This window comes from Bradyrhizobium commune (genome assembly GCF_015624505.1).
Lineage (GTDB): Bacteria > Pseudomonadota > Alphaproteobacteria > Rhizobiales > Xanthobacteraceae > Bradyrhizobium > Bradyrhizobium commune.
This window is the reverse complement of sequence record NZ_CP061379.1, coordinates 3,306,319-3,330,868: the sequence shown is the minus strand read 5'-3', so window position 1 is coordinate 3,330,868 and position 24,550 is coordinate 3,306,319. Positions and strand designations below refer to the sequence as shown.

22 protein-coding genes are annotated in these 24,550 nt (G+C 64.4%); 9 read left to right on the top strand and 13 right to left on the bottom strand.

Going from position 1 to position 24,550, the window contains the following annotated elements; translation table 11 throughout:
* Positions 1–4 precede the first annotated feature (4 nt).
* From IC761_RS15595 to IC761_RS15585, 3 genes are all read right to left on the bottom strand, one after another.
* Complete coding sequence (locus IC761_RS15595; protein WP_195804079.1) at positions 5–355, bottom strand: AzlD domain-containing protein; 351 nt, start codon at positions 353–355, stop codon at positions 5–7.
* Positions 352–1,092 (bottom strand): AzlC family ABC transporter permease, encoded by a 741-nt coding sequence (locus IC761_RS15590; RefSeq protein WP_195804078.1) that lies wholly within the window; start codon positions 1,090–1,092, stop codon positions 352–354. The genes IC761_RS15595 and IC761_RS15590 overlap by 4 nt, the downstream gene beginning before the upstream one ends.
* A 99-nt stretch (positions 1,093–1,191) precedes the next feature.
* Positions 1,192–2,214, bottom strand: coding sequence for a lytic transglycosylase domain-containing protein (locus IC761_RS15585; protein ID WP_246791529.1), 1,023 nt, complete (start codon positions 2,212–2,214; stop codon positions 1,192–1,194).
* Positions 2,215–2,253: 39 nt separating this feature from the next.
* On the opposite strand from IC761_RS15585, the gene IC761_RS15580 reads away from it, so the two are divergent.
* A complete protein-coding gene (locus IC761_RS15580; RefSeq protein ID WP_195804077.1) occupies positions 2,254–3,270 on the top strand; it encodes a TRAP transporter substrate-binding protein in 1,017 nt (338 codons plus the stop codon).
* 71 nt (positions 3,271–3,341) lie between these two features.
* On the top strand, positions 3,342–3,980 hold the full coding sequence (locus IC761_RS15575) for an HAD family hydrolase (RefSeq protein ID WP_195804076.1): 639 nt from the start codon (positions 3,342–3,344) through the stop codon (positions 3,978–3,980).
* On the opposite strand, the gene IC761_RS15570 is transcribed toward IC761_RS15575, so the two are convergent.
* Both IC761_RS15570 and IC761_RS15565 read right to left on the bottom strand, forming a co-directional pair.
* Entirely contained in the window at positions 3,977–5,017 is a 1,041-nt protein-coding gene (locus tag IC761_RS15570) for a phenylacetaldoxime dehydratase family protein (RefSeq protein WP_195804075.1), read from the bottom strand. The genes IC761_RS15575 and IC761_RS15570 overlap by 4 nt on opposite strands.
* A 29-nt stretch (positions 5,018–5,046) precedes the next feature.
* Positions 5,047–6,063 carry a carbon-nitrogen hydrolase family protein gene (locus IC761_RS15565; protein ID WP_195804074.1) on the bottom strand — a complete coding sequence of 339 codons (1,017 nt, stop codon included), beginning with the start codon at positions 6,061–6,063 and terminating at the stop codon, positions 5,047–5,049.
* Between the two features lie 198 nt (positions 6,064–6,261).
* Between IC761_RS15565 and IC761_RS15560 the strand changes: the two genes are divergently transcribed.
* Complete coding sequence (locus IC761_RS15560; RefSeq protein WP_195804073.1) at positions 6,262–7,218, top strand: AraC-like ligand-binding domain-containing protein; 957 nt, start codon at positions 6,262–6,264, stop codon at positions 7,216–7,218.
* Here IC761_RS15560 and IC761_RS15555 read toward each other — a convergent pair.
* On the bottom strand, positions 7,215–8,117 hold the full coding sequence (locus IC761_RS15555; RefSeq protein WP_195804072.1) for an amino acid ABC transporter substrate-binding protein: 903 nt from the start codon (positions 8,115–8,117) through the stop codon (positions 7,215–7,217). The genes IC761_RS15560 and IC761_RS15555 overlap by 4 nt on opposite strands.
* A gap of 19 nt (positions 8,118–8,136) precedes the next feature.
* Positions 8,137–9,459, bottom strand: coding sequence for an aspartate aminotransferase family protein (locus IC761_RS15550; RefSeq protein ID WP_195804071.1), 1,323 nt, complete (start codon positions 9,457–9,459; stop codon positions 8,137–8,139).
* A gap of 226 nt (positions 9,460–9,685) precedes the next feature.
* Between IC761_RS15550 and IC761_RS15545 the strand changes: the two genes are divergently transcribed.
* From IC761_RS15545 to IC761_RS15530, 4 genes are all read left to right on the top strand, one after another.
* Positions 9,686–10,591, top strand: coding sequence for a LysR substrate-binding domain-containing protein (locus IC761_RS15545; protein ID WP_195804070.1), 906 nt, complete (start codon positions 9,686–9,688; stop codon positions 10,589–10,591).
* Positions 10,592–10,713: 122 nt separating this feature from the next.
* Positions 10,714–11,739 (top strand): aldo/keto reductase, encoded by a 1,026-nt coding sequence (locus IC761_RS15540; protein WP_195804069.1) that lies wholly within the window; start codon positions 10,714–10,716, stop codon positions 11,737–11,739.
* A 317-nt stretch (positions 11,740–12,056) separates the two neighbouring features.
* Entirely contained in the window at positions 12,057–13,475 is a 1,419-nt protein-coding gene (locus tag IC761_RS15535; protein WP_195804068.1) for an MFS transporter, read from the top strand.
* Between the two features lie 111 nt (positions 13,476–13,586).
* The gene (locus IC761_RS15530) at positions 13,587–14,036 is read left to right on the top strand and encodes a PEGA domain-containing protein (protein ID WP_195804067.1); all 450 of its coding nucleotides are present in this window, start codon (positions 13,587–13,589) and stop codon (positions 14,034–14,036) included.
* 96 nt (positions 14,037–14,132) lie between these two features.
* On the opposite strand, the gene clpA is transcribed toward IC761_RS15530, so the two are convergent.
* Both clpA and clpS read right to left on the bottom strand, forming a co-directional pair.
* Positions 14,133–16,544: an ATP-dependent Clp protease ATP-binding subunit ClpA gene (gene clpA / locus IC761_RS15525; protein WP_195804066.1), complete on the bottom strand. Its 2,412-nt coding sequence runs from the start codon at positions 16,542–16,544 to the stop codon at positions 14,133–14,135.
* Positions 16,545–16,834: 290 nt separating this feature from the next.
* Positions 16,835–17,167 carry an ATP-dependent Clp protease adapter ClpS gene (gene clpS, locus IC761_RS15520; protein WP_027548135.1) on the bottom strand — a complete coding sequence of 111 codons (333 nt, stop codon included), beginning with the start codon at positions 17,165–17,167 and terminating at the stop codon, positions 16,835–16,837.
* Between the two features lie 481 nt (positions 17,168–17,648).
* Here clpS and IC761_RS15515 point away from each other — a divergent pair, with 481 nt between their 5' ends.
* The gene (locus tag IC761_RS15515; RefSeq protein ID WP_195804065.1) at positions 17,649–19,004 is read left to right on the top strand and encodes a vWA domain-containing protein; all 1,356 of its coding nucleotides are present in this window, start codon (positions 17,649–17,651) and stop codon (positions 19,002–19,004) included.
* A gap of 72 nt (positions 19,005–19,076) precedes the next feature.
* Here the strand turns inward: IC761_RS15515 and IC761_RS15510 are convergent, their stop codons facing one another.
* Positions 19,077–19,415 carry a phasin family protein gene (locus tag IC761_RS15510; RefSeq protein ID WP_195804064.1) on the bottom strand — a complete coding sequence of 113 codons (339 nt, stop codon included), beginning with the start codon at positions 19,413–19,415 and terminating at the stop codon, positions 19,077–19,079.
* A gap of 390 nt (positions 19,416–19,805) precedes the next feature.
* Here IC761_RS15510 and IC761_RS15505 point away from each other — a divergent pair, with 390 nt between their 5' ends.
* Positions 19,806–21,638 carry a D-alanyl-D-alanine carboxypeptidase gene (locus tag IC761_RS15505; protein ID WP_195804063.1) on the top strand — a complete coding sequence of 611 codons (1,833 nt, stop codon included), beginning with the start codon at positions 19,806–19,808 and terminating at the stop codon, positions 21,636–21,638.
* Between the two features lie 224 nt (positions 21,639–21,862).
* Here the strand turns inward: IC761_RS15505 and IC761_RS15500 are convergent, their stop codons facing one another.
* From IC761_RS15500 to IC761_RS15490, 3 genes are all read right to left on the bottom strand, one after another.
* Positions 21,863–22,588 (bottom strand): DnaJ domain-containing protein, encoded by a 726-nt coding sequence (locus IC761_RS15500; protein WP_195804062.1) that lies wholly within the window; start codon positions 22,586–22,588, stop codon positions 21,863–21,865.
* Positions 22,589–22,767: 179 nt separating this feature from the next.
* Positions 22,768–23,523, bottom strand: a complete 756-nt coding sequence (locus IC761_RS15495; protein WP_195804061.1) for a vWA domain-containing protein — start codon at positions 23,521–23,523, stop codon at positions 22,768–22,770.
* Between the two features lie 124 nt (positions 23,524–23,647).
* Positions 23,648–24,508: an alpha/beta fold hydrolase gene (locus IC761_RS15490; RefSeq protein WP_195804060.1), complete on the bottom strand. Its 861-nt coding sequence runs from the start codon at positions 24,506–24,508 to the stop codon at positions 23,648–23,650.
* Between the last annotated feature and the right edge of the window lie 42 nt (positions 24,509–24,550).

Here is a 24,550-nt window from a genome sequence, read left to right as displayed (position 1 = left end):
GGTTTTAGCCCAACCACCACTTGCCGGCCAGCATGAAGACTTCACCGGCCACCACGCCGGCAAAGATCGAGCGGCGGGTCAAGAGAAAGACGACGAGACCGGCGCCGACTGCGCCGTAGCGCAAGACGTCGGGCACGCTTGCCAACGCGCCCGGCGGCTCGACCACGATCTGGGCGATGACACCGGCCAGGATCGCGGTCGCGACCGCCCTCACCCAGACCAGCAGCTCCGAGCCTTCGTCGATGCCGCCGCCGAACCACAGGCCCAGCATGCGCCAGATCTGATTGGGGATGACACCCGCGACGAACAGCACGAACAGCGCCTGCCAGTCGCCGATGAGTTGCGCGGCGCTCATGCGCGCACCTCCCGCCACCAATGCACGCCATAGGCGATCGTGCCGGCTGCAAGGCCACTGACGAGGATGTCGAGGCCGGAGTTCATCTTCGCCGCAATCGGATAAAGCAGAACCCCGAGCGCGAGTGCGACGACGTCGGCCACCTCGCGGCTGTTGCGCGCGGTCGAGAACAAAAACGACAGCGGCGTCAGCAGCAGGATCGCGGCACCCAAAGTCTGCGTCAGATTGGCGGCGAGGAAATAGCCGATCGTATTGGCGGTGAGACACACCGAGACCAGACCGAAGCCAAGGCCGTTGACGAAAGCGATGCGCCGCTCGCGCGGCACTTGCGGCAGGAAGCGATGGCACTCGACCCACAGCGTGACGGCCGTAAGATGCGCCGCAAAGTACAGCTCGCGCCGCTTGGTCGTCGGCGTGCGCATCAGCGGCAGCACCGAAACCACCATCGGAAACAGCCTGACAGCACTAACGGTGACCGCGATCGCGGACTGGATGATGGTGGCGCCCGAGCCGAGCGTCGTGATCAAAATGATCTGCGCCGGCCCGGCCCAGACAAACAGCGTGGAAGACAGCGCCCAGACCAGGCTGAAGTGGCTGTCATGGGCGAGCGCGCCAATGCCCAGATAAGTCGCGAACAGGACGAGCGTGAGGATCGTCTGCGTGATCGAGCGCAGCCCCCAGCCGAAGGCGCGCCACGGACTTTGCCATTGAGGAGAATCGAGCGGAGGTAGCGGCACGGGAGGTTGGCCGACGGTTGCGGAATCGTGCCTGCATAACGGGCAATGCGGGCGACCGCGTCAAGGAAGCCCGCGGCGGGGCTGGCATGCGCGCGCCCGCTACCCGCTCACGCCGCGATTTTTCAGCACAAAGCACGCCCCGCCCGCTTTGCGGATGCGATTGCAGAGATCGTCCGCCTCGGGGCGCGTGTCGGCGCCGATCCGCACCTGGTAAAAGGCGTGCGAACCGCGGCTGCGCACCACCGAGGAGAGCAGGCTCGGATCGCGATCTCCGACCACGGCGGCGAGCCGCGTGACGGCACGGGAATACATCGCCAGCGCCTTGTTGCGGTCGAATCCGGCGGCGAGCTGCACACCCCAGATTTTTGCGGCGGCAAGCTCCACATGCTGCTCGAGCTCGGCGACGAAGGGATTTGGCGCCCGCTTCAACAGCGCCATCAGATCGCGGCAACTCGTCGGCGGCGAGCTCGGCGGCCCCTTGCCGGTCGCTCCCGCCTTGGCCCAGGCCTCGACCGTCGCGCCGGTGATGGCGTAGACGTAATTGCGGGTCTGCTCCGGCATCGGACCGGTGCCGGCGAGCCATTCCTGCACCCGCCGCGGCCCGGCATTGTAGGCGGCGGCTGCGAGGCCAAGATTGCCGAACTGGTTGCGCAGCTCGTTGAGAAACTCCGCCGATTTCGGCAGCGCCTGCACCGGATTGAAGGGATTGAGCAGCCCGCGTTCGCTCGCGGTGCCCGGCATGAATTGCGCGATCCCCTGCGCTTGCTCGCCGCTGCGCGTGATGGGGCCGACCGCATCGGCCTGAAAGCGGCTCTCCTGCCAAATGACGCGAGCGAAGAACTCCAGCGGTAGGTTGGCATCGCGCGCGGCCGCCTCGATGATCAGGCAGATCGATTCCCGCGTGTCGCTCTCGCGTGCATCCGCGGGCTTTGCCGGCGGCATCGCCAGCTCCTCGACGCTCGGCACCGCGACGTTGGTTTTTGCCGGTGAGCCATCCCATGCCGCCGCCGCCGTCACCAGGACAAGCAGCGCGATGATGACGCGCGATGCAGTCTGCACCAACTGGGTGCAGGCATCACGGTGGCGCGCACCGGCGCGGCATGCAACAAGGTGATGTGCCATGTTGTGGCATCGAACCATGGTTCAACGAGTTGCCAATATATGCTGCCTGACCTGCTTCTCCCAATGCACTCCCCCGCCAAAGGGATCCGCGCGATCCTCGTCCTCGTCGCACTTGCCCTGTCTGCCGCGCCGGCCGTAGCTCAGGTCAGCTGGCGGATGACCACCGAATATCCCGAGAATAACATTTCCGGGATTGGGCTTTCGACCTTCGCCAAGCGCGTGTCGGAACGCACCAACGGCTTCCTGACACTGGCCAATGCGTTCGACAACGAGCTCAAGATCAGCTCAGGCGAGATGCCGCGCGCTGCGCAGGATGGCAAGATCGCCGGCGGCGATGCCTTTGCGGGTGCACTGTCCGGCCTCGACCCCGCGCTCGGTTTCTCCACGCTGCCGTTCCTGGTGCAATCGGTCGACGTCGCCCGCGCCGCTAATTTGCGCGCGCGCCCGCTCTACGAGAAGGCGCTCGCCGCGCGCGGCCTCAAGCTGCTCTATTTGACGATCTGGCCGGCCACGGGCCTCTGGTCGGACCATGTGCTCGAAAGCGCCGACGATTTGCCGAAATTGAATTTGCGGGCCTACGATGCCAATTCCAGCGTGGTGATGCGCGCGGCCGGCGCCAATGCGCAGTTCCTGCCGATGGACAAAGCGCTTGCCGGCCTGAAGGACCACCAACTGAACGCATTCCTCACCTCGGGCGACGGTGGTGCAGGACGCAAGCTTTGGGACTTCCTGCCCTATTTCACGGCCATCAACTACGCGATGCCGGTCTCGATCGCCTTCGTCCGCAACGAGGCATTTGCCGCCCTGTCGGAGCCGATGCAGCGCGAGGTGCTGGCCGCAGCTTCCGAGACCGAGGCGAGCCAGTTCGCGCTGCTGGCCCATCGCACGGCCGAGAATTACGCGCGCATGCGCGACAACGGCGTCAAGATCGCCGAGCCCGCGCCGCCAGCCCTTGTCACAGCGCTCCGCAAAGCCGCAACGGACGCGATCGCCAGCTGGGAGACGCAGGCCGGCCCGGACGCTGCCGCGATCGTCGAATGGACCCGGCAGCAATGACGCAACGGGCCTTGACTTGAGGCCTGTTCCCACTAGCAACGGGCGGCAATATGAACGCTGGCCGGGGCCCGATGGCGATAATCTTCTTTGATCTCGATGGCACGCTGACCAACCCAAAACCCGGGATCACCCGCTCGATCCAGTACGCGCTGGAGCGGCTGAGCCTTGCGGTGCCCAGCGAGGACGAGCTGACCTGGTGCATCGGTCCGCCGCTGCATGCCAGCCTGAAGAAGCTCACCGGAACCAACGAGCTAGCCGATCGGGCCCTGCTGCTCTACCGCGAGCGCTTCAGCGATATCGGCCTGTTTGAGAACGAAGCCTATGCCTGCATCACGGACACGCTGACGACGCTTGCCGCGACCACGCCGCGCATGTTCGTCGCCACCAGCAAGCCCGCGGTCTACGCCATCCGCATCGTCGCGCATTTCGGCCTGAAACCGCATTTCGAGCGCGTGTTCGGCTCCGAGCTCGACGGCACCCGCGTCGACAAGCGCGACCTGCTCCGCTACGCGCTCGACGAGGCAAAGGTCGATCCCGCCAGCGCAATCATGATCGGCGACCGCAGCCACGACGTGGTCGGCGCCCGAACCAACGGCATGACCGCGATCGGCGTGCTCTATGGCTACGGCAGCGAGGCCGAGCTGCGGGACGCTGGTGCGCATCATATCTGCGCCGCGCATCCCGAGGTGATCAAGCACTGCGTGGCCTAGGCACCCACCCTTTCGACCGCTGCCAGCATACCCGTCTTCGGATGGCAGTTCAGATATTCGAAAAACTGCTCGTCGGCGGCCGCGACGGTGACCTCGTGATAGAGCCGCAGCTTTGCGGCAGGCCCGAGCGTCGAGAGATATTTCATCGCCGCGCCAAAGATCCTGACATGGGTCGGGTGCGATTCCGCCCAGCGCTCGAGCGCAGCCAGGCTCTTCCACCAGCTCTGGCCGTAGGACTTTTCACTGATGCTGCCGTCGGCCGAGAGCACCTGCATGTAGCGGTTCGCGTAGCAGCCAATCGCAACGCCGTCGTCGCGCAGAAAATCCATGCCCTCGCGCAGCACTGGCTCGACGTCGTCGAGATAGAGCTTTCGCTCCGACGCCTCGGTATCGCTCCAATCCTGCCCGGAGCGGATCAGGCACAGATTGTCATGCGCCTTGACCCGCAGCCGCGCGCCGTCACGGATCAATTCCGGATTATCGCCCGGCGACATCGGATCGGTCTGCGACAGCGGAATCCGATCGCGCATGCCGCCCCAATAGGCGTGCTCCTGCACCTCGCCGCTCATGCCTTCGGCGATCACTGCGACACCCTCGGGGCGACCGAGCGAGGAGAATAGCGTCTCATGCCGCGCCACAGCGGGACGCAGAACCTCGATGAAGGCGCCGATGCCCTCGCGCTGCTTGCCGGTCCACACCTCGCGCGCCGGCGCAAACCAGGCATCGAAGCGCGCGATGTCATCCCAATAGGCGACCGTGACGACGTTCTCGTAGCCGGCCTGGTCGCGATATTGCGCGCGGTCCCAATGAGAGGGACCGTTGGCCGCAGCGAACAGTCCTGCGATTTCGTTCAGCGCCTCCGTCGCGGCCACCGGCGCCGCGCCGCGATACTGCACCCCGAAATAGGCCATCACCACCCGGCTCACGGCCGGCTTGTAGCGCGCCACGAAGGACGGATATGGCGGCTGGTAATCGTCCGGCACGCGCTTGTGGCGCGTGCGCGGGGTTTCGAGATGTACAGGAATTGCGGATTCCATGGATCGTGCCCTCCCCTTGATTGCGACGATCAACTCGCCGCCGCAGCGATATCTGCTGGCTCGACGGTGTCGACCGGCAGCGCGAACTGCTCGACCCGCTTGTAGGGCTTCTTGTTGAGCAAGAGCCGCGTGACGTCCGGACGCGAATAATGTCCGGCGGGGTCGGCTGCGTTCTTGGCCACGCCGATCGCGCCGAGATCGATCTCGGCAATCAACAGCCCCTCCTGGTCCGGCGCGAGCTTGTCGCCGATCTGGCTGCCGTCGGGGCCATAGATCGCGGCAAAGCCGCCGCCGACATGCAGCAGCGCGTTCTTGTCGGGCCGGTCGCAGAGCTCGTCGATCATGGCTTGCGACACCGTCGCGCAAGGCGCGAGCACGAAGCACGAGCCTTCCACGGCATAGACGCGCGAGGCGGCGTTGTTCACCTCGGCGCCGAGCGCCGGCGCGAAGGGATCGTAGAGCGAGAAGCTCGGCCAGGCCGCAACGTGAACCTGCTCGTTCTGGGCATACATCGCGTATTTCGACAGTGGCTGGAGATGCTCCCAGCAGCACAGCGCGCCGAGACGGCCGATGTCGGGCCGGGCGTGGACGGCGAGATCGCTGCCATCGCCCTCGCCATAGACTGTGCGCTCGGCGTGGGTCGGCCGCAGCTTGCGGCGCCTTGCAATGGTCTCGCCATCGGGGCCGATCAGCCATTGCGCCAGATAAAGGCTGCCGCCGTCGCGTTCGGAGAGGCCTATCACGGCCGTCAGTTTTGCCTTACGCACGGCATCGCGAAGCTTCTCAGCCTGCGGGCTGTCATAGGACAGTGAATTGTCGAAATAACGCTGCACAAAACCGCGGCCGATCGCCCAGGCCGGTGAGTCCATCCAGATGTGCCAGGGGTAGCCGGGAATGAAGGCTTCCGGGAAGGCGATCAGCTTGGCGCCTTTCTCGGCCGCCTCCTTGATCAGCGCGGTTGACTTGTCGATCGAGGCGTCAAGGTCGAGCCAGGCGGGCGCCGCCTGCACCACTGCGACCTTGTATTTCGGATGTTCGATGCCCATTGCCGCCTCCATTGCCAGTTGATCGGAGACCTCGTCCGATGCAGTCTATTTGGCCAAGCCGGACGGACCGGCGCTCGACCACGGCGGAACAAAAACTCGACCGGACAGGATCGCCGCCCCGGTACGGAACTTGCCTCCGATCAGGCCGGATCTGCGCCGACATGCGATTTCGCTGGATGTGAAAGGGAGGGTTGCCAGATGCCAATCCAGTTCACGACGGACGGCAGCCCCGGCTACCGGCGGCTTGCGCTCTGGCAGGACATCGTTTGCGACGTCTTCGTCGGGCTCGACTGCAAGTCCGACCTCGGCAGCGCCTTTCACGGCTCGGTCACGCAGGCCGCTCTCGGCAAGGCGATCTGCTCGGACGTCAGCTCCGACCGCCAGCACGTGTTCCGCACGCCCTCGCGCATCGCGCGCTCGGATCAGGATTTTGTTCTCATTGCGCTCGGCAATCGCGGCGACGGCGGCGTGGTGCAGGACGGCCGCGAGACCGTGATCCATCCCGGCGAGTTCGCGCTCTACGACACCACGCGTCCCTATGAGCTGAAGTTCAACGACAGTTTTACGCAGACCATCTTCAAGGTGCCGCGGGAGATGTTGCAGCGGCGGCTCGGCCGCACCGAGACGCTGACTGCGATCTCGTTCGGCGCCGACGCGCCGCTCGAACGGCTCGCCTATGATTTCATCTTCAAGCTCTGCCAGAGCGCGGACCGGCTTGCGCCGAACAATGCCGCTGCCCTGTCAGAGCAGGCCGTCGATCTGCTGGCGATGGCGCTGAGCGAGCGGCTCGGCCAGACGTCGCTGCCGTCCTCGACCCACCGCTCCGCCCTGCTGTACCGGCTGAAGGCCCACATCCGCAGTCACCTCGCCGATCCCGACCTGTCGCTGCCGGAGACCGCCGCCGCACTCGGCATTTCGCCACGCTATGTCAATGATCTGCTCGCCGACGAGGACACCTCGTTCCAGCGCCATGTCCTTGCCGAACGTCTCGCCCAATGCCGGCGCGACCTCGCCTCGCCCCTGCTCGCCCACCGCCATATCAGCGAGATCGCCTTTGCCTGGGGCTTCAACGACCTCTCGCATTTCGGCCGGGTCTTCCGCGAGCATTTCGGGATGTCGCCGCGCGATTTCCGACAAGGCCAGTTGCGGCACTAGGGCGCCAGCGCATCGCTTGGAGATGCGACACGCGCCATCATCGCTTCGCTCATGGGAAGCTGGAGGTTCTGTCCTTTCGGCGGAATCGGCGCCTCGAACCATTTCGCATAGAGCTTACCAAATTCGCCGGAAGCCATTTTCTCCCTGATCGCGGCATCGACCAGGGCCTTGAATTCCGGATCTTCTCTGCGAGTCATCAGCCCGTAATAAGACGGCGCATAGGTCGCCGCCAGCATCCGGAACGCCCTGGGATCGGACGCGTTCGCGACGAGGCCAGCGATCAGGATATCGTCCTCGAACCACGCGGCGGCGCGACCCGTTCCCAGCATCAGCAGCGACTCGGCGTGGTCCTTGGCCTGAACGAACGTCACGTTGAGCTTCTGATCATCGAGAACCTTCTTGGCGACCGCGAAGTTCAGCGAGCCCTGGGTGATGACGACGGTCTGGCCGTCGAGTCCTTTGGGCTCCGTAACTCCTGACGCAGCGGACACCAGCCAGCGCGGCGACGCCACGTAGGTCGCAACGGAAAACGAGACCTGCTTCTGCCGCTCGGCGGTGTTGGTCGTGCTGCCGCACTCGACGTCGATGGCGCCGTTCTGAAGCAACGGAATGCGATTGGACGCATTCACCGGCACATAGTCGATCCCGAGCTCCGGTCGCCGCAACGCAACCCTGATCTTGGCGGCCACCGCAGAACAGAGGTCGAGCGAGAGCCCGGTCGGCTTCTGATCGGTCCCGAGATAGGCGAACGGGATCGAGGCCTCCCGGTAGCCGAAGGTGATCTTTCCGGTCTCCCTGATCTTGTCGAGGGTCTGACTTCCGGCCTGCGCTGCTGGACCGTCCAGCAGCGCAAGCGAAATGACGGCGACGGCGAACGTGAACGAATCTCTGCGGATCATGTCAGCCTCCGGATCGTTGCTAGGCGGCGGGGTTTCGCGACAGCTCGTCGAGGCTTTCCCGCAACGAGCGATCCAGGATCTCGACGGCGCGGTCGATCTCATCTGTCGAGACGGTGAGCGGCGGCGCGATTCGCCAGACCGATCCGCGCTCGGGACGGCGGCGGATGTTCATGCTCAACCCGTGCTCGAAGCACTTTTTCGTGGTCAGCCCACCGAGCTGATGGGCCGCACGCCGGCTGTTGCGATCGGTGACGAGTTCGACGCCGAGCAGAAGGCCCATGCCCCTGATGTCGCCGATCTGCTCGTATTTCTGCTGGAGGCCTTCGAAGCGGCCGCGCAGATAGGCGCCCATGATATTGGCGCGCTCGACGAGCTTCTCTTCCGAAATCACACGCAGCACCGCGAGCCCGACCTCGGCAAGCAAGGGATCGGAAACGTGGCTGGTGTAATAGGTGAAGTGATCGTCGTGGAGCTTGCTCTCGATTGCTTCGGTGGTCGAGACAGCGGCAAGCGGCAGCCCGCCCCCCAGCGTCTTCGACATGGTCATGATGTCGGGGACAACGCCGAAATATTCCGATCCGGTCTTCTTGCCGATACGCCCGAACGCCGTCTGGGCCTCGTCGAAGATCAGCAGCATGCCGCGCTCGTCGGCCGCCTTGCGCAGCGCTTCCATGAACGCCTTCGGCGGTACCAGCACGCCGCCCGCGCTGATCACGGGCTCGGCGATGATCGCCGCGCCCCGCCCGCTCGACTGCATGTCGAACATTTTCAGCGCAAGCTCGAGATTGGCGAGCGCGGATTCCTCTTCGCTGCCCTTCGCGATGTAAGGCCGGTAGGCGTTCGGCTCGGGGATGACGAATACGCCGGGCGGCGGTACGCCATAGCCCTTGCGATCGCTCGCCATCGAGACCGAGGCGGCACCGCCGGTGATGCCGTGCCAGGAGCCGCCGAGGACGAGCACCTCGTAACCGCCGGTGTACATCTTGGCCATCCGGAGCGCGACTTCGGTCGCTTCCGAACCGGTGTTGATGAAGATCGAGCGCTTGAGGTCGCCGGGCAGCCAGTCCTTGGCCAGCACCTGAGCGAGTTCGGCCACCACCTCGGGGATCATGCCGCTGAAGAGATGGAACGCCTTCTTGCCCGCTCGCTCCACAGCCGCGACGATCGCCGGATGGTTGTGGCCGATGGTGGCGCACATCTGCCCCGACGTGAAATCGAGATAGTCGCGCCCGTCGCTGTCGGTGACGATGGTCCCCTTTGCCGAGGTGAAGAGGTTCGGGAACACGTCTCCGCCATATCGGACCAAAAATTCGTCGGCGGCCTGTTTCAGCGCTGAAGTCATGTCGTCTCCTCGGGCAAGCGGCATCCGCCGCACGGCTGCGCGGCGCGGCGATGCGGTTTCCGCTCGCCGGTCTCGGGTCGGGTTTCGGGCACGAAGCTGTTGCGTCAGGGCGTTCGCGGTACGAAACTTGCCAGTGCAACAGGGAAATTCGTACCGGGCAGGCATGATGGGCGCCAGTTCAAAAAACTCAGCAGCCGATGAAGTGGAGTCAACAGAGCGGCCGCGCATGCCGCCGCTCAAGGCGCTGTCGGCGTTCGAGGCGGCCTCCCGCCACGGCAGCTTCAGCCGCGCCGCCGAGGAGCTTGGGGTCACGCCTTCGGCAATCAGCCACCAGATCCAGAAGCTCGAGGATTTTCTTGGCGTCCGCGTCTTCTCGCGGCATGCCGGCCGCGCGGTGCTCACCAATGCCGGCCGGCTCTATGCCGGCGAGATCGAGCGCGCGTTCGGCACGATCATGGGTGCGACGCGGCTGGTGGCGCCGCAGTCGCAGCGCGATCATCTCTTCATCGCGAGCGGCCCGAGCTTCGGTGCCAAATGGCTTCAACCGCGGATCGGCGACTTCATCGGCCAGCACCAGGACATCGGAATCCGGCTGTCGACCATCGCTGATCTGCGCGATCTCGAAACCATCCGCTTCGATCTCGCCATTGCCTATGGACGTCCTCCCGTCCTGAACGGGCGGCAGATCGAGCCACTCCTGGCGGAGCGCCTGCGTCCGCTATGCAGTCCGCGGCTGATCGAGCAGCTCGGACTGCACGAGCCCGGCGATCTCGCCCGCGCCACGTTGATCCACTCCTCGAACGCGCTGACCTGGACCGACTATTTGCGCAAGGTCACTGGATCGAACATCAAGCCGCGTCACGAATTGTGGTTCGACCGATCCACCATGGCCATCGATGCGGCTGTCGAAGGTCTCGGCGTCGTCCTGGAGAGCGAGATCCTGGCCGCCGAGGAGCTGGACAAGGGCACGCTGGTCGCGCCGTTCCGCCAGCCCAAATTCGAGGTTGAGACGGTGTCCTATTATCTCGTGCGCTCTGCCGAAGCGAAGGGCCGCAGCCACGTCGCTGCGTTCGAAGCGTGGCTGCGCGCGAAGATTTCGGCAGCCAATCTGCAAACGACCAGCGTCGCGTAGCATATCCGAGCCTTGCAAGCAGAGCCGCCATGTGCGCGCACAATGGTACGCAGTGCAGGCTTGAGCTAGCCTCAGCACCAAGGCCGCAGGGATCAATCAGCGGCCAGCCGAGGAGCATATCGATGGAATACCGACGCTTGGGCCGGTCCGGCCTCATGGTACCCGCGTTGAGCCTTGGCACCGGCACATTCGGCGGCGTGGGCCGCCTCGCGGCATGGGGCACGACGGATGCGACCGAAGCGCGACGGCTGCTCGATATCTGCCTCGAGGCCGGCGTGTCAATGTTCGATACCGCCGACGTCTATTCGCTCGGCGAATCCGAGCGCGTTCTGGGCGAGGCCATCAAGGGCCGCCGCGACAAGGTGCTGGTTTCGACCAAGGCGACATTCCGCTTCGGCGATGGGCCCAACGACGTCGGTTCGTCGCGGCAGCATCTGCTCGCCGCCATCGATGGTTCGCTGAGCCGGCTGGGCACCGACTACATCGACCTGTTCCAGCTCCATGGTTTTGACGCCTTCACTCCGCCCGAGGAAGTGCTTTCCACGCTCGACGTGCTCGTGCGCGCCGGCAAGATCCGCTATGTCGGCGTGTCGAACTTTTCGGGCTGGCACCTGATGAAGTCGCTCGGCGTCGCCGACAAGCACGGCTTCCCGCGCTACGTCGCCAACCAAACCTATTATTCATTGATCGGGCGCGATTACGAATGGGAGCTGATGCCGCTCGGCCTCGACCAGGGGCTCGGCGCGGTGGTGTGGTCGCCGCTCGGCTGGGGCCGCCTTACCGGAAAAATCCGCCGCGGTCAGCCGAAGCCCGAGGTCAGCCGCCTGCCCAAGACCGCCGATTTTGGGCCGCCCGTGCCCGACGAGCACCTCTATCGCGTTGTCGAGGCAATCGACGAGGTCGCCAAGGAGACGGGCAAGAGCGTCTCGCAGATCGCGCTGAACTGGCTGCTGCAGCGCCCGACAGTCTCGACGCTGATCATCGGCGCACGTAACGAGGCTCAGTTGCGCGAAAACCTCGGCGCGGTCGGCTGGTCCTTGACCAAGGACCAGATCGCAAAGCTCGACGCCGCGAGCAAGGTGACGCTGCCCTATCCCTATTGGCACCAGCGCACGACTTTCACCGACCGCAATCCGCCGCCAGTGTAAGCGCGCCGCTCCTAGCGGGGATTAGCACGAAGCTCGCGCACGCCGCGCCCAGCCATCACCACCTTGGCATTCTGCCGCTGTTTTGCCCGACAGGTCAATGAATATTTCTGCCTTCCCGAATTCAGATTTTGCCAATCATTTCTACTGTGCATGGGGTTGTTTTCGCGTTTTTTGTCGGAGCAGCCCCGATCCATGCCCACAGCGCCGGGAGACCCGCTCCCGGGACAGGAACCGTCCGTACCTTGCCGGGTTGCGACGCATCTCGCAATTTCCTAATCCGGAGGTCAACCACGGCTCGAATCAAGCACGCCTCCCTCATGTCGCCCGCCCCAATCGAGCATGCCGACGGCCTGCCGCAACCGCAGCGCAACCAGGCGATCCTGACCATTGCGCTCGGTATCACCATGGCTGTCGTCGACAGCGCCATCGCCAACGTGGCACTGCCGACGATCGCGGCTGACCTGAACGCGAGCCCCGCCTTCTCGATCTGGATCGTCAACGGCTACCAGCTCGCGATCACGATCTCACTGCTGCCGCTGGCGTCGCTGGGTGAGATCGTCGGCTATCGCCGGGTCTATCTGGTCGGGCTCGCGCTGTTCACGCTCGCATCCGCCTTCTGCGCGCTGGCGCATACGCTGCCGCTACTCACCTTCGCGCGCATCATTCAAGGTTTTGGCGCCGCCGGGATCATGAGCGTCAACTCGGCGCTGGTGCGCTTCACCTATCCGCGCAGCCTGCTCGGTCGCGGCATCGGTATCAACGCGCTGGTTGTGGCCTTTTCCGCCGCGGTCGGGCCGACGATCGCCGCCGGCATCCTTGCGGTCGGAAGCTGGCCCTGGCTGTTCGCCATCAACGTCCCGCTCGGTGTGGCGACGCTGGCGCTCGGCTGGCGCAGCCTGCCGCATACGACACCCGCGAGCCATTCCTTCGACTGGCAAAGCGCGGGTCTGTCGGCGATCACCTTCGGCGTCGGCATCGCCGCGATCGACAGCGGGCACGGCGAGGCAACCATCACATGCCTGGTCCAGTTCACCATCGCGATCATTGCAGGCGCCCTGCTGGTCTATCGCGAAACCCACATGACGTCGCCGCTCCTGCCGGTCGACCTGCTGCGCATCCCGGTGTTCGGGCTGTCGATTGCGACCTCGATCGCCTCGTTCTGCGGCCAGATGCTGGCCTTCGTCGCGATCCCCTTCTACCTCCAGAGCCGGTTCGGCTATTCGGCCGTTCACATGGGCCTTCTGATCACGCCGTGGCCGATCGCGGTGGCCTGCGCCGCGCCGCTGGCAGGCCGGCTGGTCGAGCATTATCCGGCTGGCCTGCTCGGCGGCATCGGGCTCACGCTGTTCGCCTGTGGTCTCGGTGCGCTCGCCTTCCTGCCTGCGGTCCCAACGCCGCTCGACGTGGTCTGGCGGATGGCGCTGGCCGGCGCCGGCTTCGGCCTGTTCCAGACGCCCAACAACCGCACTATGATCGCGGCCGCGCCGCGCGAGCGCTCCGGTGGCGCCAGCGGCATGCTGGGCACGGCGCGCCTGCTCGGCCAGACCACGGGCGCGGCGTTGGTGGCGCTGTTCCTCGGCCGCTATCCGATCGACGGAACCCGGATCGCGCTCCTCACTGGCGTCGGCTTCGCGCTCTGCGGTGCGATGCTCAGCATGCTGCGGCTGTCACCCGCAGGCGCGCGTGGCGCCGAGCAAGTCCGCGTCCAGGACGACCAGCGGCTGCGGGGCGACTGAGGGCCCACGCCCGGACTTATACAATCCGTAGTTTTACCACTCCCCCCGAGAAGTATTGCGCTCGCGCTCCAGTTGCGCTTCACTTGTGGCGGGACAAGGGGCAATTTATTCATGCGTTCATTGGGAATCGTGGCGCTCAGCGTCATGCTGGGCGGCTGCGCGTCGGTCACGCGCGGCACCACCGAGAACATCAGCATTTCATCGACACCATCAGGCGTAGAGGCCGTCGTCAGCGGAATGGAGGTTCCGACCACCTGCACGACGCCATGCTCCGTAGTGGTCAAGCGCAACGCGGACATCTCCATCACCTTCCAGAAGGAGGGCTATGAGCCGCAGGTCGTTCCGCTCAGCCGGGACATCCCGACCGCCGGCGCCGCCGGCTTTGCGGGCAATCTCCTGCTCGGCGGAGTCGTCGGCATGGGCGTCGACGCCGCGACCGGTGCGGCAACCGATCACAAGCCGAATCCGGTCATCGTGACGATGCAGCCGTCCGCGCCGCATGTCGCACCGCGTCCTGCAAAGAAGCCGCGGCCGCCGAAGGCGCCCGAAGCCGGAACGTAAGACGGCGCTCCGTGGCCTGACATCGGTGCAAGCAAATCGGCGCAAACAAAAAGGCCGGCTTCGAGAGCCGGCCTTTTCGATTCATGTCGCAGCCGATCAAGCCTTGACCAGCGGGCCCTTCGAGGTCGGCCCCTTCGAGCCGCCGGGGCCACCCGGCTTGTTGGGCTTGCCCGGCGGGCGCTTGCGGGCGCCCGGCAGCTTTTCCTGCTTCGGCGTCACCGGACCCTCGACGAATTCGAAGCCGATCTTGTCCTTGGTCTCGTCGGCCTCGTCCTTGACCAGAACGACGCGAACGTGGCCGCCGCCCTTGAGCTTGCCGAACAGCACCTCGTCGGCCAGTGGCTTCTTGATGTGCTCCTGGATGACGCGGGCCATCGGACGCGCGCCCATCTGCTCGTCATAGCCGTGCTGAACCAGCCAGGCCTTGGCGGGCTCTGACAGCTCGATGGTGACGTCGCGATCGCCGAGTTGCGCCTCGAGCTGAAGCACGAACTTCTCGACCACGGTGCCGATCACCTCGACACTGAGATGGCCGAACGAGACGATGGCATCGAGGCGGTTGCGGAACTCCGGCGCGAACTGCCGGTTGATCGCCTCGTGGTCGTCGCCTTCCCGCTTCGACCGCGTGAAGCCGAACGCCTGCTTGGCAAGGTCCGAAGCACCCGCATTCGTGGTCATGATCAGGATCACGTTGCGGAAGTTGACCTGCTTGCCGTTGTGGTCGGTGAGCCGGCCGTGATCCATGATCTGGAGCAGGACGTTGTAGAGGTCGGGATGCGCCTTCTCGATTTCGTCGAGCAGCACCACGCAATGCGGATGCTGGTCGACACCGTCCGTGAGCAGGCCGCCCTGGTCGAATCCGACATAGCCGGGAGGCGCGCCGATCAGGCGCGACACGGTGTGCCGCTCCATGTATTCGGACATGTCGAAGCGCAACAGCTCGACGCCAAGCGACGCCGCGAGCTGCTTTGCGACCTCGGTCTTGCCGACGCCGGTTGGACCGGAGAACAGGTAGCAGCCGATCGGCTTCTCCGGCTCGCGCAGGCCCGCGCGTGCGAGCTTGATCGAGGCGGCAAGCGACTCGATCGCCTTGTCCTGGCCGAACACGGTGCGCTTCAGCGTCTGCTCGAGATGCTTGAGCACCTCGGCATCGTCCTTCGACACGCTCTTCGGCGGGATCCGCGCCATCGAGGCGATCGTGGTCTCGATCTCCTTGATGCCGATGGTCTTCTTGCGCTTGTTCTCGGCGACCAGCATCTGCGCCGCACCGGACTCGTCGATCACGTCGATCGCCTTGTCGGGCAGCTTTCGGTCGTGGATGTAGCGCGAGGAGAGCTGGACGGCGGCCTCGATCGCCTCATTGGTGTATTTCAGCCGGTGGTAGTCCTCGAAGTAAGGCTTGAGACCTTTCAGGATCGCGATCGCGTCCTCGACCGTCGGCTCGTTGATGTCGATCTTCTGGAAGCGCCGCACCAGCGCGCGGTCCTTCTCGAAGTGCTGGCGATATTCCTTGTAGGTGGTCGAGCCCATGCAGCGGATGGTGCCCGAGGCCAGCGCCGGCTTGAGCAGGTTCGAGGCATCCATCGCGCCGCCCGAGGTCGCGCCCGCACCGATCACGGTGTGGATCTCGTCGATGAACAGGATCGCGTTGGGATGCGCCTCGAGCTCCTTCAGCACCTGCTTCAGGCGCTCCTCGAAGTCACCGCGATAACGCGTGCCGGCGAGCAGCGTGCCCATGTCGAGCGAGAACACGGTCGCGGCTGCCAGCACTTCCGGCACCTCGCTGTCGACGATGCGCTTGGCAAGGCCCTCCGCGATCGCGGTCTTGCCGACACCGGCCTCGCCCACGAACAGCGGATTGTTCTTCTGCCGACGGCACAACACCTGGATCGCACGGTTGATCTCGGAATTGCGTCCGATCACCGGATCGATCTTGCCGTCGCGCGCCTTCTTGTTGAGGTTGACGCAATAGGTCTCGAGCGCTTCGCCCTTCTTCTTGGCGTCCTCGTTGCCCTTGGTCTCGGTCTCCTCGTCGACGCCGCGCACCGGCCGCGCTTCGGAGACGCCGGGCCTCTTGGCGATGCCGTGGCTGATGTAGTTGACCGCGTCATAGCGCGTCATGTCCTGCTCTTGCAGGAAATACGCGGCATGGCTCTCGCGCTCGGCGAAGATCGCGATCAGCACGTTGGCGCCGGTCACCTCTTCGCGGCCGGAGGATTGCACGTGGATCACCGCGCGCTGGATCACGCGCTGAAAACCGGCGGTCGGCTTGGCGTCGTCTGCGCCGTCCGTCACCAGATTTTCGAATTCGGTCTCAAGATAATTGACGAGGCTCGTGCGGAGCTTGTCGAGATCGACGCTACAGGCGCGCATCACCGCGGCTGCATCGGAATCGTCGATCAAGGAGAGCAGGAGATGCTCGAGCGTCGCGTATTGGTGATGACGCTCGTTTGCGATCGCCAGCGCACGATGCAGGGATTGTTCAAGGCTTTGGGAAAAAGTCGGCATTCGCGTCCTCTATGGCCCCCACCATCATGATCGCCATCGCCCGGTCAGGCAACAACAACCTTTGTCACATATAGTTATACAAGATCGCGGCGAAAGACCGGTTCCGCGACTCGATGGACATTACGCGCCCACCGCATGCTCGATGCAAAACCCGTTCCGATTTGGGCAGAACTACCCATTTGGGCAGGATCGGCGCCGGCGCTGTTGCCGCCGCGCGCAACAGGGTGCGCTGACGTCACACACCGCACGAACAGAACCCATCTGGAGAAACTCGGGATTCGAACGGGCGGTTACTTCTTTTCCATCACGCATTGCAGCGGGTGCTGGTGCTTGCGGGCGAAATCCATCACCTGCGTCACCTTGGTCTCGGCGATCTCGTAGGTGAAGACGCCGCACTCCCCGATACCGTGATGATGGACATGCAGCATGATCTTGGTCGCGGCCTCGACATCCTTCTGGAAGAACTTCTCCAGCACGTGGACGACGAATTCCATCGGCGTGTAGTCGTCGTTCAGGATCAGCACACGATAGAGGTTCGGCCGCTTGGTCTTCGGTTTGACCTTGGTGATCACAGATGTGTTCGGACCGGTCGGGCTACCGGAACGGTTCTCGTCGTTGCTCATCCGGGGAGCGTGGGCGGCCGCGGCCGCGAACATGTCTTGTCTGGAAGTCAGTTGCAGCATGGCTCAGGCGTTCAAATTCCCCACGGAAGCGAATAACGGTCCGCCGCGCGGCCCCGCACTAGGGAGCCTCGCACAGGCGCGCCGCCTTGCTGGATCGCCGCTTCCAACCGGTCCGGTCCGGATCGATTGTGAGGAATATGGGCCCACCCCCGGCTCGCCGCAAGCGTGCAAAGGTCCAGCCGGTGCGGCCGCAGCGGTCCCGATTCCCGGTCCGGGCGATCCTGACCAAGGTTAATCAATCCGAACCGATTTGACAAAAACTTCCACCCTAGCCGTTTAGAATCTGTTGACCAGGAACCTGTCGTAAACACCACAGCGACGGTTCGGCGCGCCGATAGCCCCGGCTTTCTACGGGGCAATTTACACGTTGTTGAACGATTTGGCGCGAAATCGGGCAAAGCCACAGAGCCCGGGGACCGTCATGTTTCGCCTGCCAATTGTCAGCCGCATTGGACGGCAGCTCGCCCGTTTCGCCGGGGCCGAGCAAGGCAATATTGCCATGATCTTCGCCATCGCGCTCGTTCCAGTGCTGGGCTTCGTCGGTGCGGCAGTCGATTACAGCCGCGCCGTCCAGGCTCGCACCTCGATGCAGGCGGCGCTCGACTCAACAGCGCTGATGCTGTCCAAGGACCTGTCGTCCGGCACCATCACCACATCGCAGATCAGCGCCAAGGCCACGGCCTACTTCAATGCGTTGTTCACCGACACCTCTGCGCTGCCGAACGTCACGGTCACCGCGAGCTACACTGCGAGCACGTCCATGGGCTCGACCATCCAGGTGAACGGCGACGGCAACTTCACCACCACCTTCATGAAGATCGTCGGCTTCCCGACGCTCGACATTAGCACCTCATCGACCAGCGCCTGGGGATTGGTGCGCATGCGCGTGGCCATGGTGCTCGACAACACGGGATCGATGGCCGACAACGGCAAGATATCGGCGATGCAGACGGCTGCGAAGAACCTGGTCGACCAGCTCAGCGCGCTCGCCAAGACTGACGGCGACGTCTACATCTCGATCGTGCCGTTCGCCAAGGACGTCAATGTCGGCGCCAGCAATTACAGCCAGTCCTGGATGGACTTCTCGGACTGGGATGCCGCCAACGGCAGCTGCAGCAAATCGAGTTATACGTCTCAGTCGTCTTGCGTGAGCAACGGCAAGACCTGGACGGCTGCCAATCACAACACCTGGACCGGTTGCGTCGTCGACCGCGAACAGGACTACGACACCAAGAACACGACGCCGACGAACGGCAATTCTTCGACGCTTTTCCCGGCCGAGCAATATTCCTACTGCAACACCGCGAGCTCCGCCTATTTGCAGCCGATCATGCCGCTGAGCTACGACTGGACCTCGCTCAAGAGCCGGATCGACGCCATGAAGCCGACCGGCAATACCAACCAGGGCATTGGTCTTGCCTGGGGCTGGATGACATTGTCGACCGGCGACCCCATGAACGCGCCGGCCAAGGACACCAATTATACCTACAAGGATGCAATCGTCCTGCTCTCCGACGGCCTCAACACGCAGAACCGCTGGTACAGCAATGCGTCCCAGATCGACGCGCGGCAGAAGAAGCTGTGCGACAACGCCAAGGCGGCGAACATCACGATCTATACGGTGCAGGTGAACACGGGCTCGGATCCGACCTCGAGCGTGCTGCAATATTGCGCGAGCAGCACCGACAAGTTCTATCTGGTGACGTTGGCGAGCCAGACCGTCTCGGTGTTCAAGGACATCGGCACCTCGCTGTCGAAGTTGCGCGTGGCGCGCTGACGGAGCCATCGCACGGAAACGAAAAAGCCCGGCTGGTCAGCCGGGCTTTCGATTCCAGGACTTCCAGAAGATTTAGTGAGCGGCCGGGGTGAACTTCGACACGACGGTCTCGACCGGCTTGAACGCCTGCTTGGCGAGGTCGCTGTAGAGGCCGGCGATCTTCTGCGATTCCGCAACGAAGGTCTCGTAGGCGGAACGCGCGAATTCGGTCTGCGCTTCCATCGCCTTGTCCAGCGACTTCACGCCGGAAAGCTTCTCGACGAAGGACTTGGTGTCTTCGAACGACTTCTTGGTGTAGTCGCCATAGGCGCTGGCAATCGCCTGGAGGCCGTGCTGCACCGAGGTCGCGGAGGCGACGCACGTCTCAAACTGCTCTTTCCCGTAGTTCTGAAAGTCTTCAACCTTGAACATTTCGGAATCCTTTTTCCCTGGCTTTCGTCCGGAAGCCCCGGCTCCCTGACTCTGCCCACAATTAGTGCAACGCACAAAAAAGTCAAGAATCTTGTGCGGCGCACAAAAATAGATACAGATCGCGGAGATTCCCGGGCTTTCCCGCAAGGGTTCCTTAAGCTTTTGGAAACCGCGGGCCCCTACCCTGATTCCCTGGACGTGTTCGCCTTCCGCAGATGGTCAAAAGCCATTTGAGAACATCACCTTAGCCAGAAAAGCGGCTCAGGCCCAACGTTCCCCGCCAGTGAGCACCAGCGGAGGGACAGCCTGAGCAGGTAATGATCCCGGGTCCGCAGGGCACAATTTCGCCTCACGAGCCGGTGATCAAGTCAGAAACGGGGACGGGGTTCCATGCTTCGTAATAACTGGTCTTCCTCGCGCTTGGCGCGGGTTGGCGTCTTCGGGCTGCTTGCGGTCACCACAGCCGTCATCGTCACCACCGACGCCGCCGAGGCACGGCGCTATCGGCGCCACTACGCGCACCACCGGGTGCAACGCGACGTCTCCGAGAGCTACAGCCCGCAATTCGCCTCCATCATCGTCGACGGCAATTCCGGCGCGGTGCTCCAGTCGACCAGCCCGGACGGGCTCCGCCATCCGGCTTCGCTGACCAAGATCATGACGCTCTATCTGCTGTTCGAGCGCCTTGAGTCCGGCAAGATGAAGCTCGATACCGAAATGCCGGTCTCGCAACACGCCGCCGATCAGGATCCGACCAAGTTGAACCTGCGCGCCGGTCAGACCATTCGCGTCGAGGACGCGATCAAGGGTCTCGTCACCCGCTCGGCCAACGACGCAGCCGTGGTGATCGCGGAAGCGATCGGCGGCGACGAAGACGATTTCGCCCAGATGATGACGCGCAAGGCGCGCGCGCTCGGCATGTCCAAGACGGTGTACCGCAACGCCAACGGCCTTCCCAACGACGAGCAGGTTACAACCGCGCGCGACCAGGCCACGCTCGGCCGCGCCATCCAGGAGCGCTTCCCGCGCTACTATCGCTATTTCTCGACCACTACGTTCAACTGGCGCGGACAGTCGATCCGCAACCACAATCACCTGCTCGGCAGCGTCGAGGGCGTTGACGGCATCAAAACCGGCTATACTCGCGCCTCCGGCTTCAACCTCGTAACCTCGATGCGCCGCGGCAACCGCCATCTGATCGGCGTGGTGCTTGGCGGCCGCAGCGGCGGCTCGCGCGACGCCATCATGCGCAACCTGCTCGCGGAGAATCTCGAGAAGGGCGCGACCACGCACACCGTTACCTCAGTGACCGAGCGCAACGGCGCCGACGCCAACACCGACGTGGCCGATGCATCGGATACCCCGGCTCGGCCCGCTCTGCAGGCGGCAGCCGTGCCTGCTCCTGACGCCGCGGCACCGCGTCCGACTTCGCGCCTGTCGGCGCTTGCGGCCGCAACCGCCGCGATGCCGCCGGCGCAACCCAAGCCCGAGGCCAAGCCGACCGAGTCCAAGATCGAGCCCGCGCCGCTGACCAATGGCGTGATCTCGAGCCAGCCGCTCTCCCTCATTCCGGGCTCGTCAGAACCGATGAAGCCGGTGCGGGTCAAGACGGTTCAGGTCAAGGCTGGAGCGGTGAAGGTCGCCTCTGCCGCCCCGACGCAGGTCGCGCCGCAAGTCACCAACACGATCTCGTCCCGCTCCGATGTCGCCGAGACATCTGGCGCTGTCGTCGCCCGGGCGGACCTCATCAACAAGCCCGAGGTCGTCAGCCAGCCGGAAGCGCCGAGGGCCGAGATCGCCCGCACCGAGCTGCCTCGGCAGCCTGCGGGCTTCGGCTCCGGTAACGGCGTGCTCGGCGTGCTGCCGGCGGCAACCGCCGCCGCGCCCGCACCGGTCGCCACCGCCAAGCTTGCCTCGGCCGATCCGACACCGCAGCCGATCCAGATGAGCGCCACGACCAAGCCGGTCGTCACCCATAGCGGCTGGATCGTCCAGGTCGGCGCCCTCGAGAGCGAGAGCGAAGCCCAGCAGCGCATCGACGCCGCGCGCAGCTCGGCCCGCGGCCTGCTCAGCAAGGCCGATCCGTTCACCGAGCCGGTCGTCGCCAAGGACAATCGCAAGCTCTACCGCGCCCGCTTCGCCGGGCTCGAGCGGGATCAGGCCGAAGCCGTCTGCCGCGCCCTGAAGCGTGCCGACATTTCCTGCATCACCGTCCGCAACTAGTTTCAGCGATACCCCGATCCCAATGCCCGCGCCCTACGGCGCGGGCATTTTCGCGTTGGAGACGCAATGATGCGAAGGCTGTCCAGCGACAACCTCTCGTCAAGGATTTACGGTTAAATTTTGCTCAAGGGATCGACCACGCCGACAATGGCGGGCATCGGGGCGACGGCGAACAGAGCACGCGGAGCTGACGCGGGATTTGCGTTTGTGGCGTGGTGCCGGAGTTAGCCGTTATGCGTACGAAGCAGAGTATCCTTGGCCTCGTTTACCCGGGCAGCGAGATACGTCGAGCCCCCCTGGTCGGGATGCAGTTTCTTCATGAGGGATTTGTGCGCCCGGCTGATGTCGTCGCGCCCCGCTCCCGGTTGCAAGCCAAGGATCTGATAGGCTTCCTCCGCCGTCATTTTGCCGCTCGCCGTCGCGCGGCGTTGCCCCCCTGCCGCGTCGCCCTGCGCGTTCTGACGCCAAGCGGGAAAGCGGCGGTCCAGATAGCTTTCAAGTAAAGCCACGCTCTCGGCGTCAAACGCCGGGACCATCGCCAGCAGGCTGGCGAGATCGAACTCGTCGAGCTCGCGCCCGGCATGGGGTCCTGCAACGATCTGGCCTGCCAACTGACCGGAATCGTGGTCGAGCCGCATATCCAGGAATTGCGAGCGTACGCGCGAAGTCTGGCCGGACGTGCGCGCCGCGCCGCCGCCGAACAGGCCACCGACACTGCCGAAGCCCGCATTCGCCAGCGGCGTCCAGCCAAGCAGCCCGGCGCCGAAGATTCCGAGCGGGATCGCCACCGCCAATTCGCCCCGCAAGCCCGTGAAGGCCGCGACCGCGAGCGCGACCACGCCACCGCCAACCTTGATGGTGCGCGCCAGCACCGCTGGATTGGCCGAGCGGAACATCTGCAGCAACAGATAAATCGTGATAACAGCGACAAGGCCGGCGATCAGGGTCATGCGCCGAATATAGTCGCCCTATTGTCAAAATGCATGGCGTCCTTTCGGCATCCGCAATTGAGGGCGCTGCTCGCGGCGGTGATGAGGACGGCAACAGCGCCCTGGTTCATCGCGGCGGAGATTTGCGAAGACAATGAGCAACGGATTCAAGCTGACGCAGGCCGCACTGACCTGACCTGCTATTTCATCTGTCCGATCAGCTTTGCCGCTCCGCTGATCGCCTTCGACAATTTCAACAGCGCCTCCCGGCCACCGACGGCATAGGCCGCAGCCGCGCGCAAGAGATCGCGGAGCTGCGCCGCCGCGCCAGGATCGAACCGGCACCAGGCGCCGCCGGTGAGGCGTGCGATCTCGCGAAAGGCCTGCTCGGCCACGGGATCGTCCCCTTCCTGAAACAGGAACACCGGCACCTTCAGCATGCCGAGCTCGCCTGCCTTGGCGCAGAGCTCGTCCACTTTCTCTTCCATCGCGTCGCCGACGAAGACCAGTGCGCGCACGCCAGATGCGACCGCCTCGCGCCGCGCCTCGGTCAGCACCTTGCCGATCTGGGTATCGCCGCCGCGGCAGTCGATTTTGCTCATCAGCGTCGCAAGCTTGCCACTGTCCGAGATCCATCCCGTCGCGCGGCATTCGTTGTAGCCGCGGTAGTAGACAAGCCGGACGTCGAGGCTGCCGAGCGCGGACGCCTCGCGGAACATATCGCCCTGGAGCGCGCAGGCCATGTCCCAGGTCGGCTGCCGGCTCATCGTCGCATCCAGCGCGAAGATCAGACGGCCCCTGGCGCCGGGCGCATGTGGCGATAGCGCACGCGCCCTGGCGACGAAGTCGGCGACATCCTCCGAGGTCGAGGTTTTGGCCTGCGGCAGCGCACCGTCGCGTTCGGCCTTTGTCGAAACGGCATCGCTATTGCGCGGTTTGATCGGTTCACCGGACATCGCTGGTCGCACCTGGTCTCAAGCAACCAATGTGGATAGCGCGCCCTGCCCGGTCAATGAGCTAGCCTCCGCAGGCGCGTGCCGGCGGAGGCCTCGTAACCTGTTTCCAGCGATGTTGGACGGATCAGCTCTTGGCGGGTGACATAAGGGCCACGGGGCCGGGCTCAAGCACCTTCGGCGGCGACGACGTCGTGTCGACCGGCGCGATCGCACTGTCGGTGTCGCTCAGGAATTTATCCAGCATGCCCTGGATCGAGTTCTTCGCGTCATCCGGACCGGTGTCGCGCATGTCGTTATGCTGGAAGTCGGTCTTCACGACCTGGATACCGGCCTTCTCACATTCCTCGTCGGTCGGGATCACGCCCGGATCGGTCTTGAACTGCGGATCCTTGGAGCGGAACGACAGGATCTTGAACTTGCCGGCGGTCACGAAAGGCACGCGGAGATTATCCAGCGTCACGACCTTCTTGACCTCGTCCGGATACTGCTTGGCGAAATACATCGTGATGTCGCCGCCCATGGAGTGGCCGACCATCGTCACCCTGGCGTAGTCGGCGTTGGGCTGAACCTTCTTCATCTCCTGCATCGCGAGATGGATGTTGGCGACGCCGCGCAGAATCTGCGGCAGCCGGCCGACATAGAGCTCGCCGGGCTTGGTCACCATCGGAGGATCGGTCGGCAAATCATGCTGCGGGCTGACCACGAGATAGCCACGCGCCGCAAAGACGTTGGCGAGGAAGCCGTATTCGGTGTTCTTGACGGTGTTGCCGTGATTGATCACGGCGACCGGCATCGTGATCATGCCGGCATTGGCCTGCATTTCCTTGTCGCGGCGGATCGCGATGTCGACGGGCACGGGACGGTTGTCGCGCGAAGCGTCATAGAAGGTGATGGTCTCGTGCTTGATCGCCCACTTGCTCGCCGTGAAATAGGCGACGCCGCAGAGGGCACCCACTGAAACCAGTACGGCAATTCCACGCTTCATTTTCGTCCTCAGCCTCAGGCCGTTCTGGCCTGAAATCGCAGT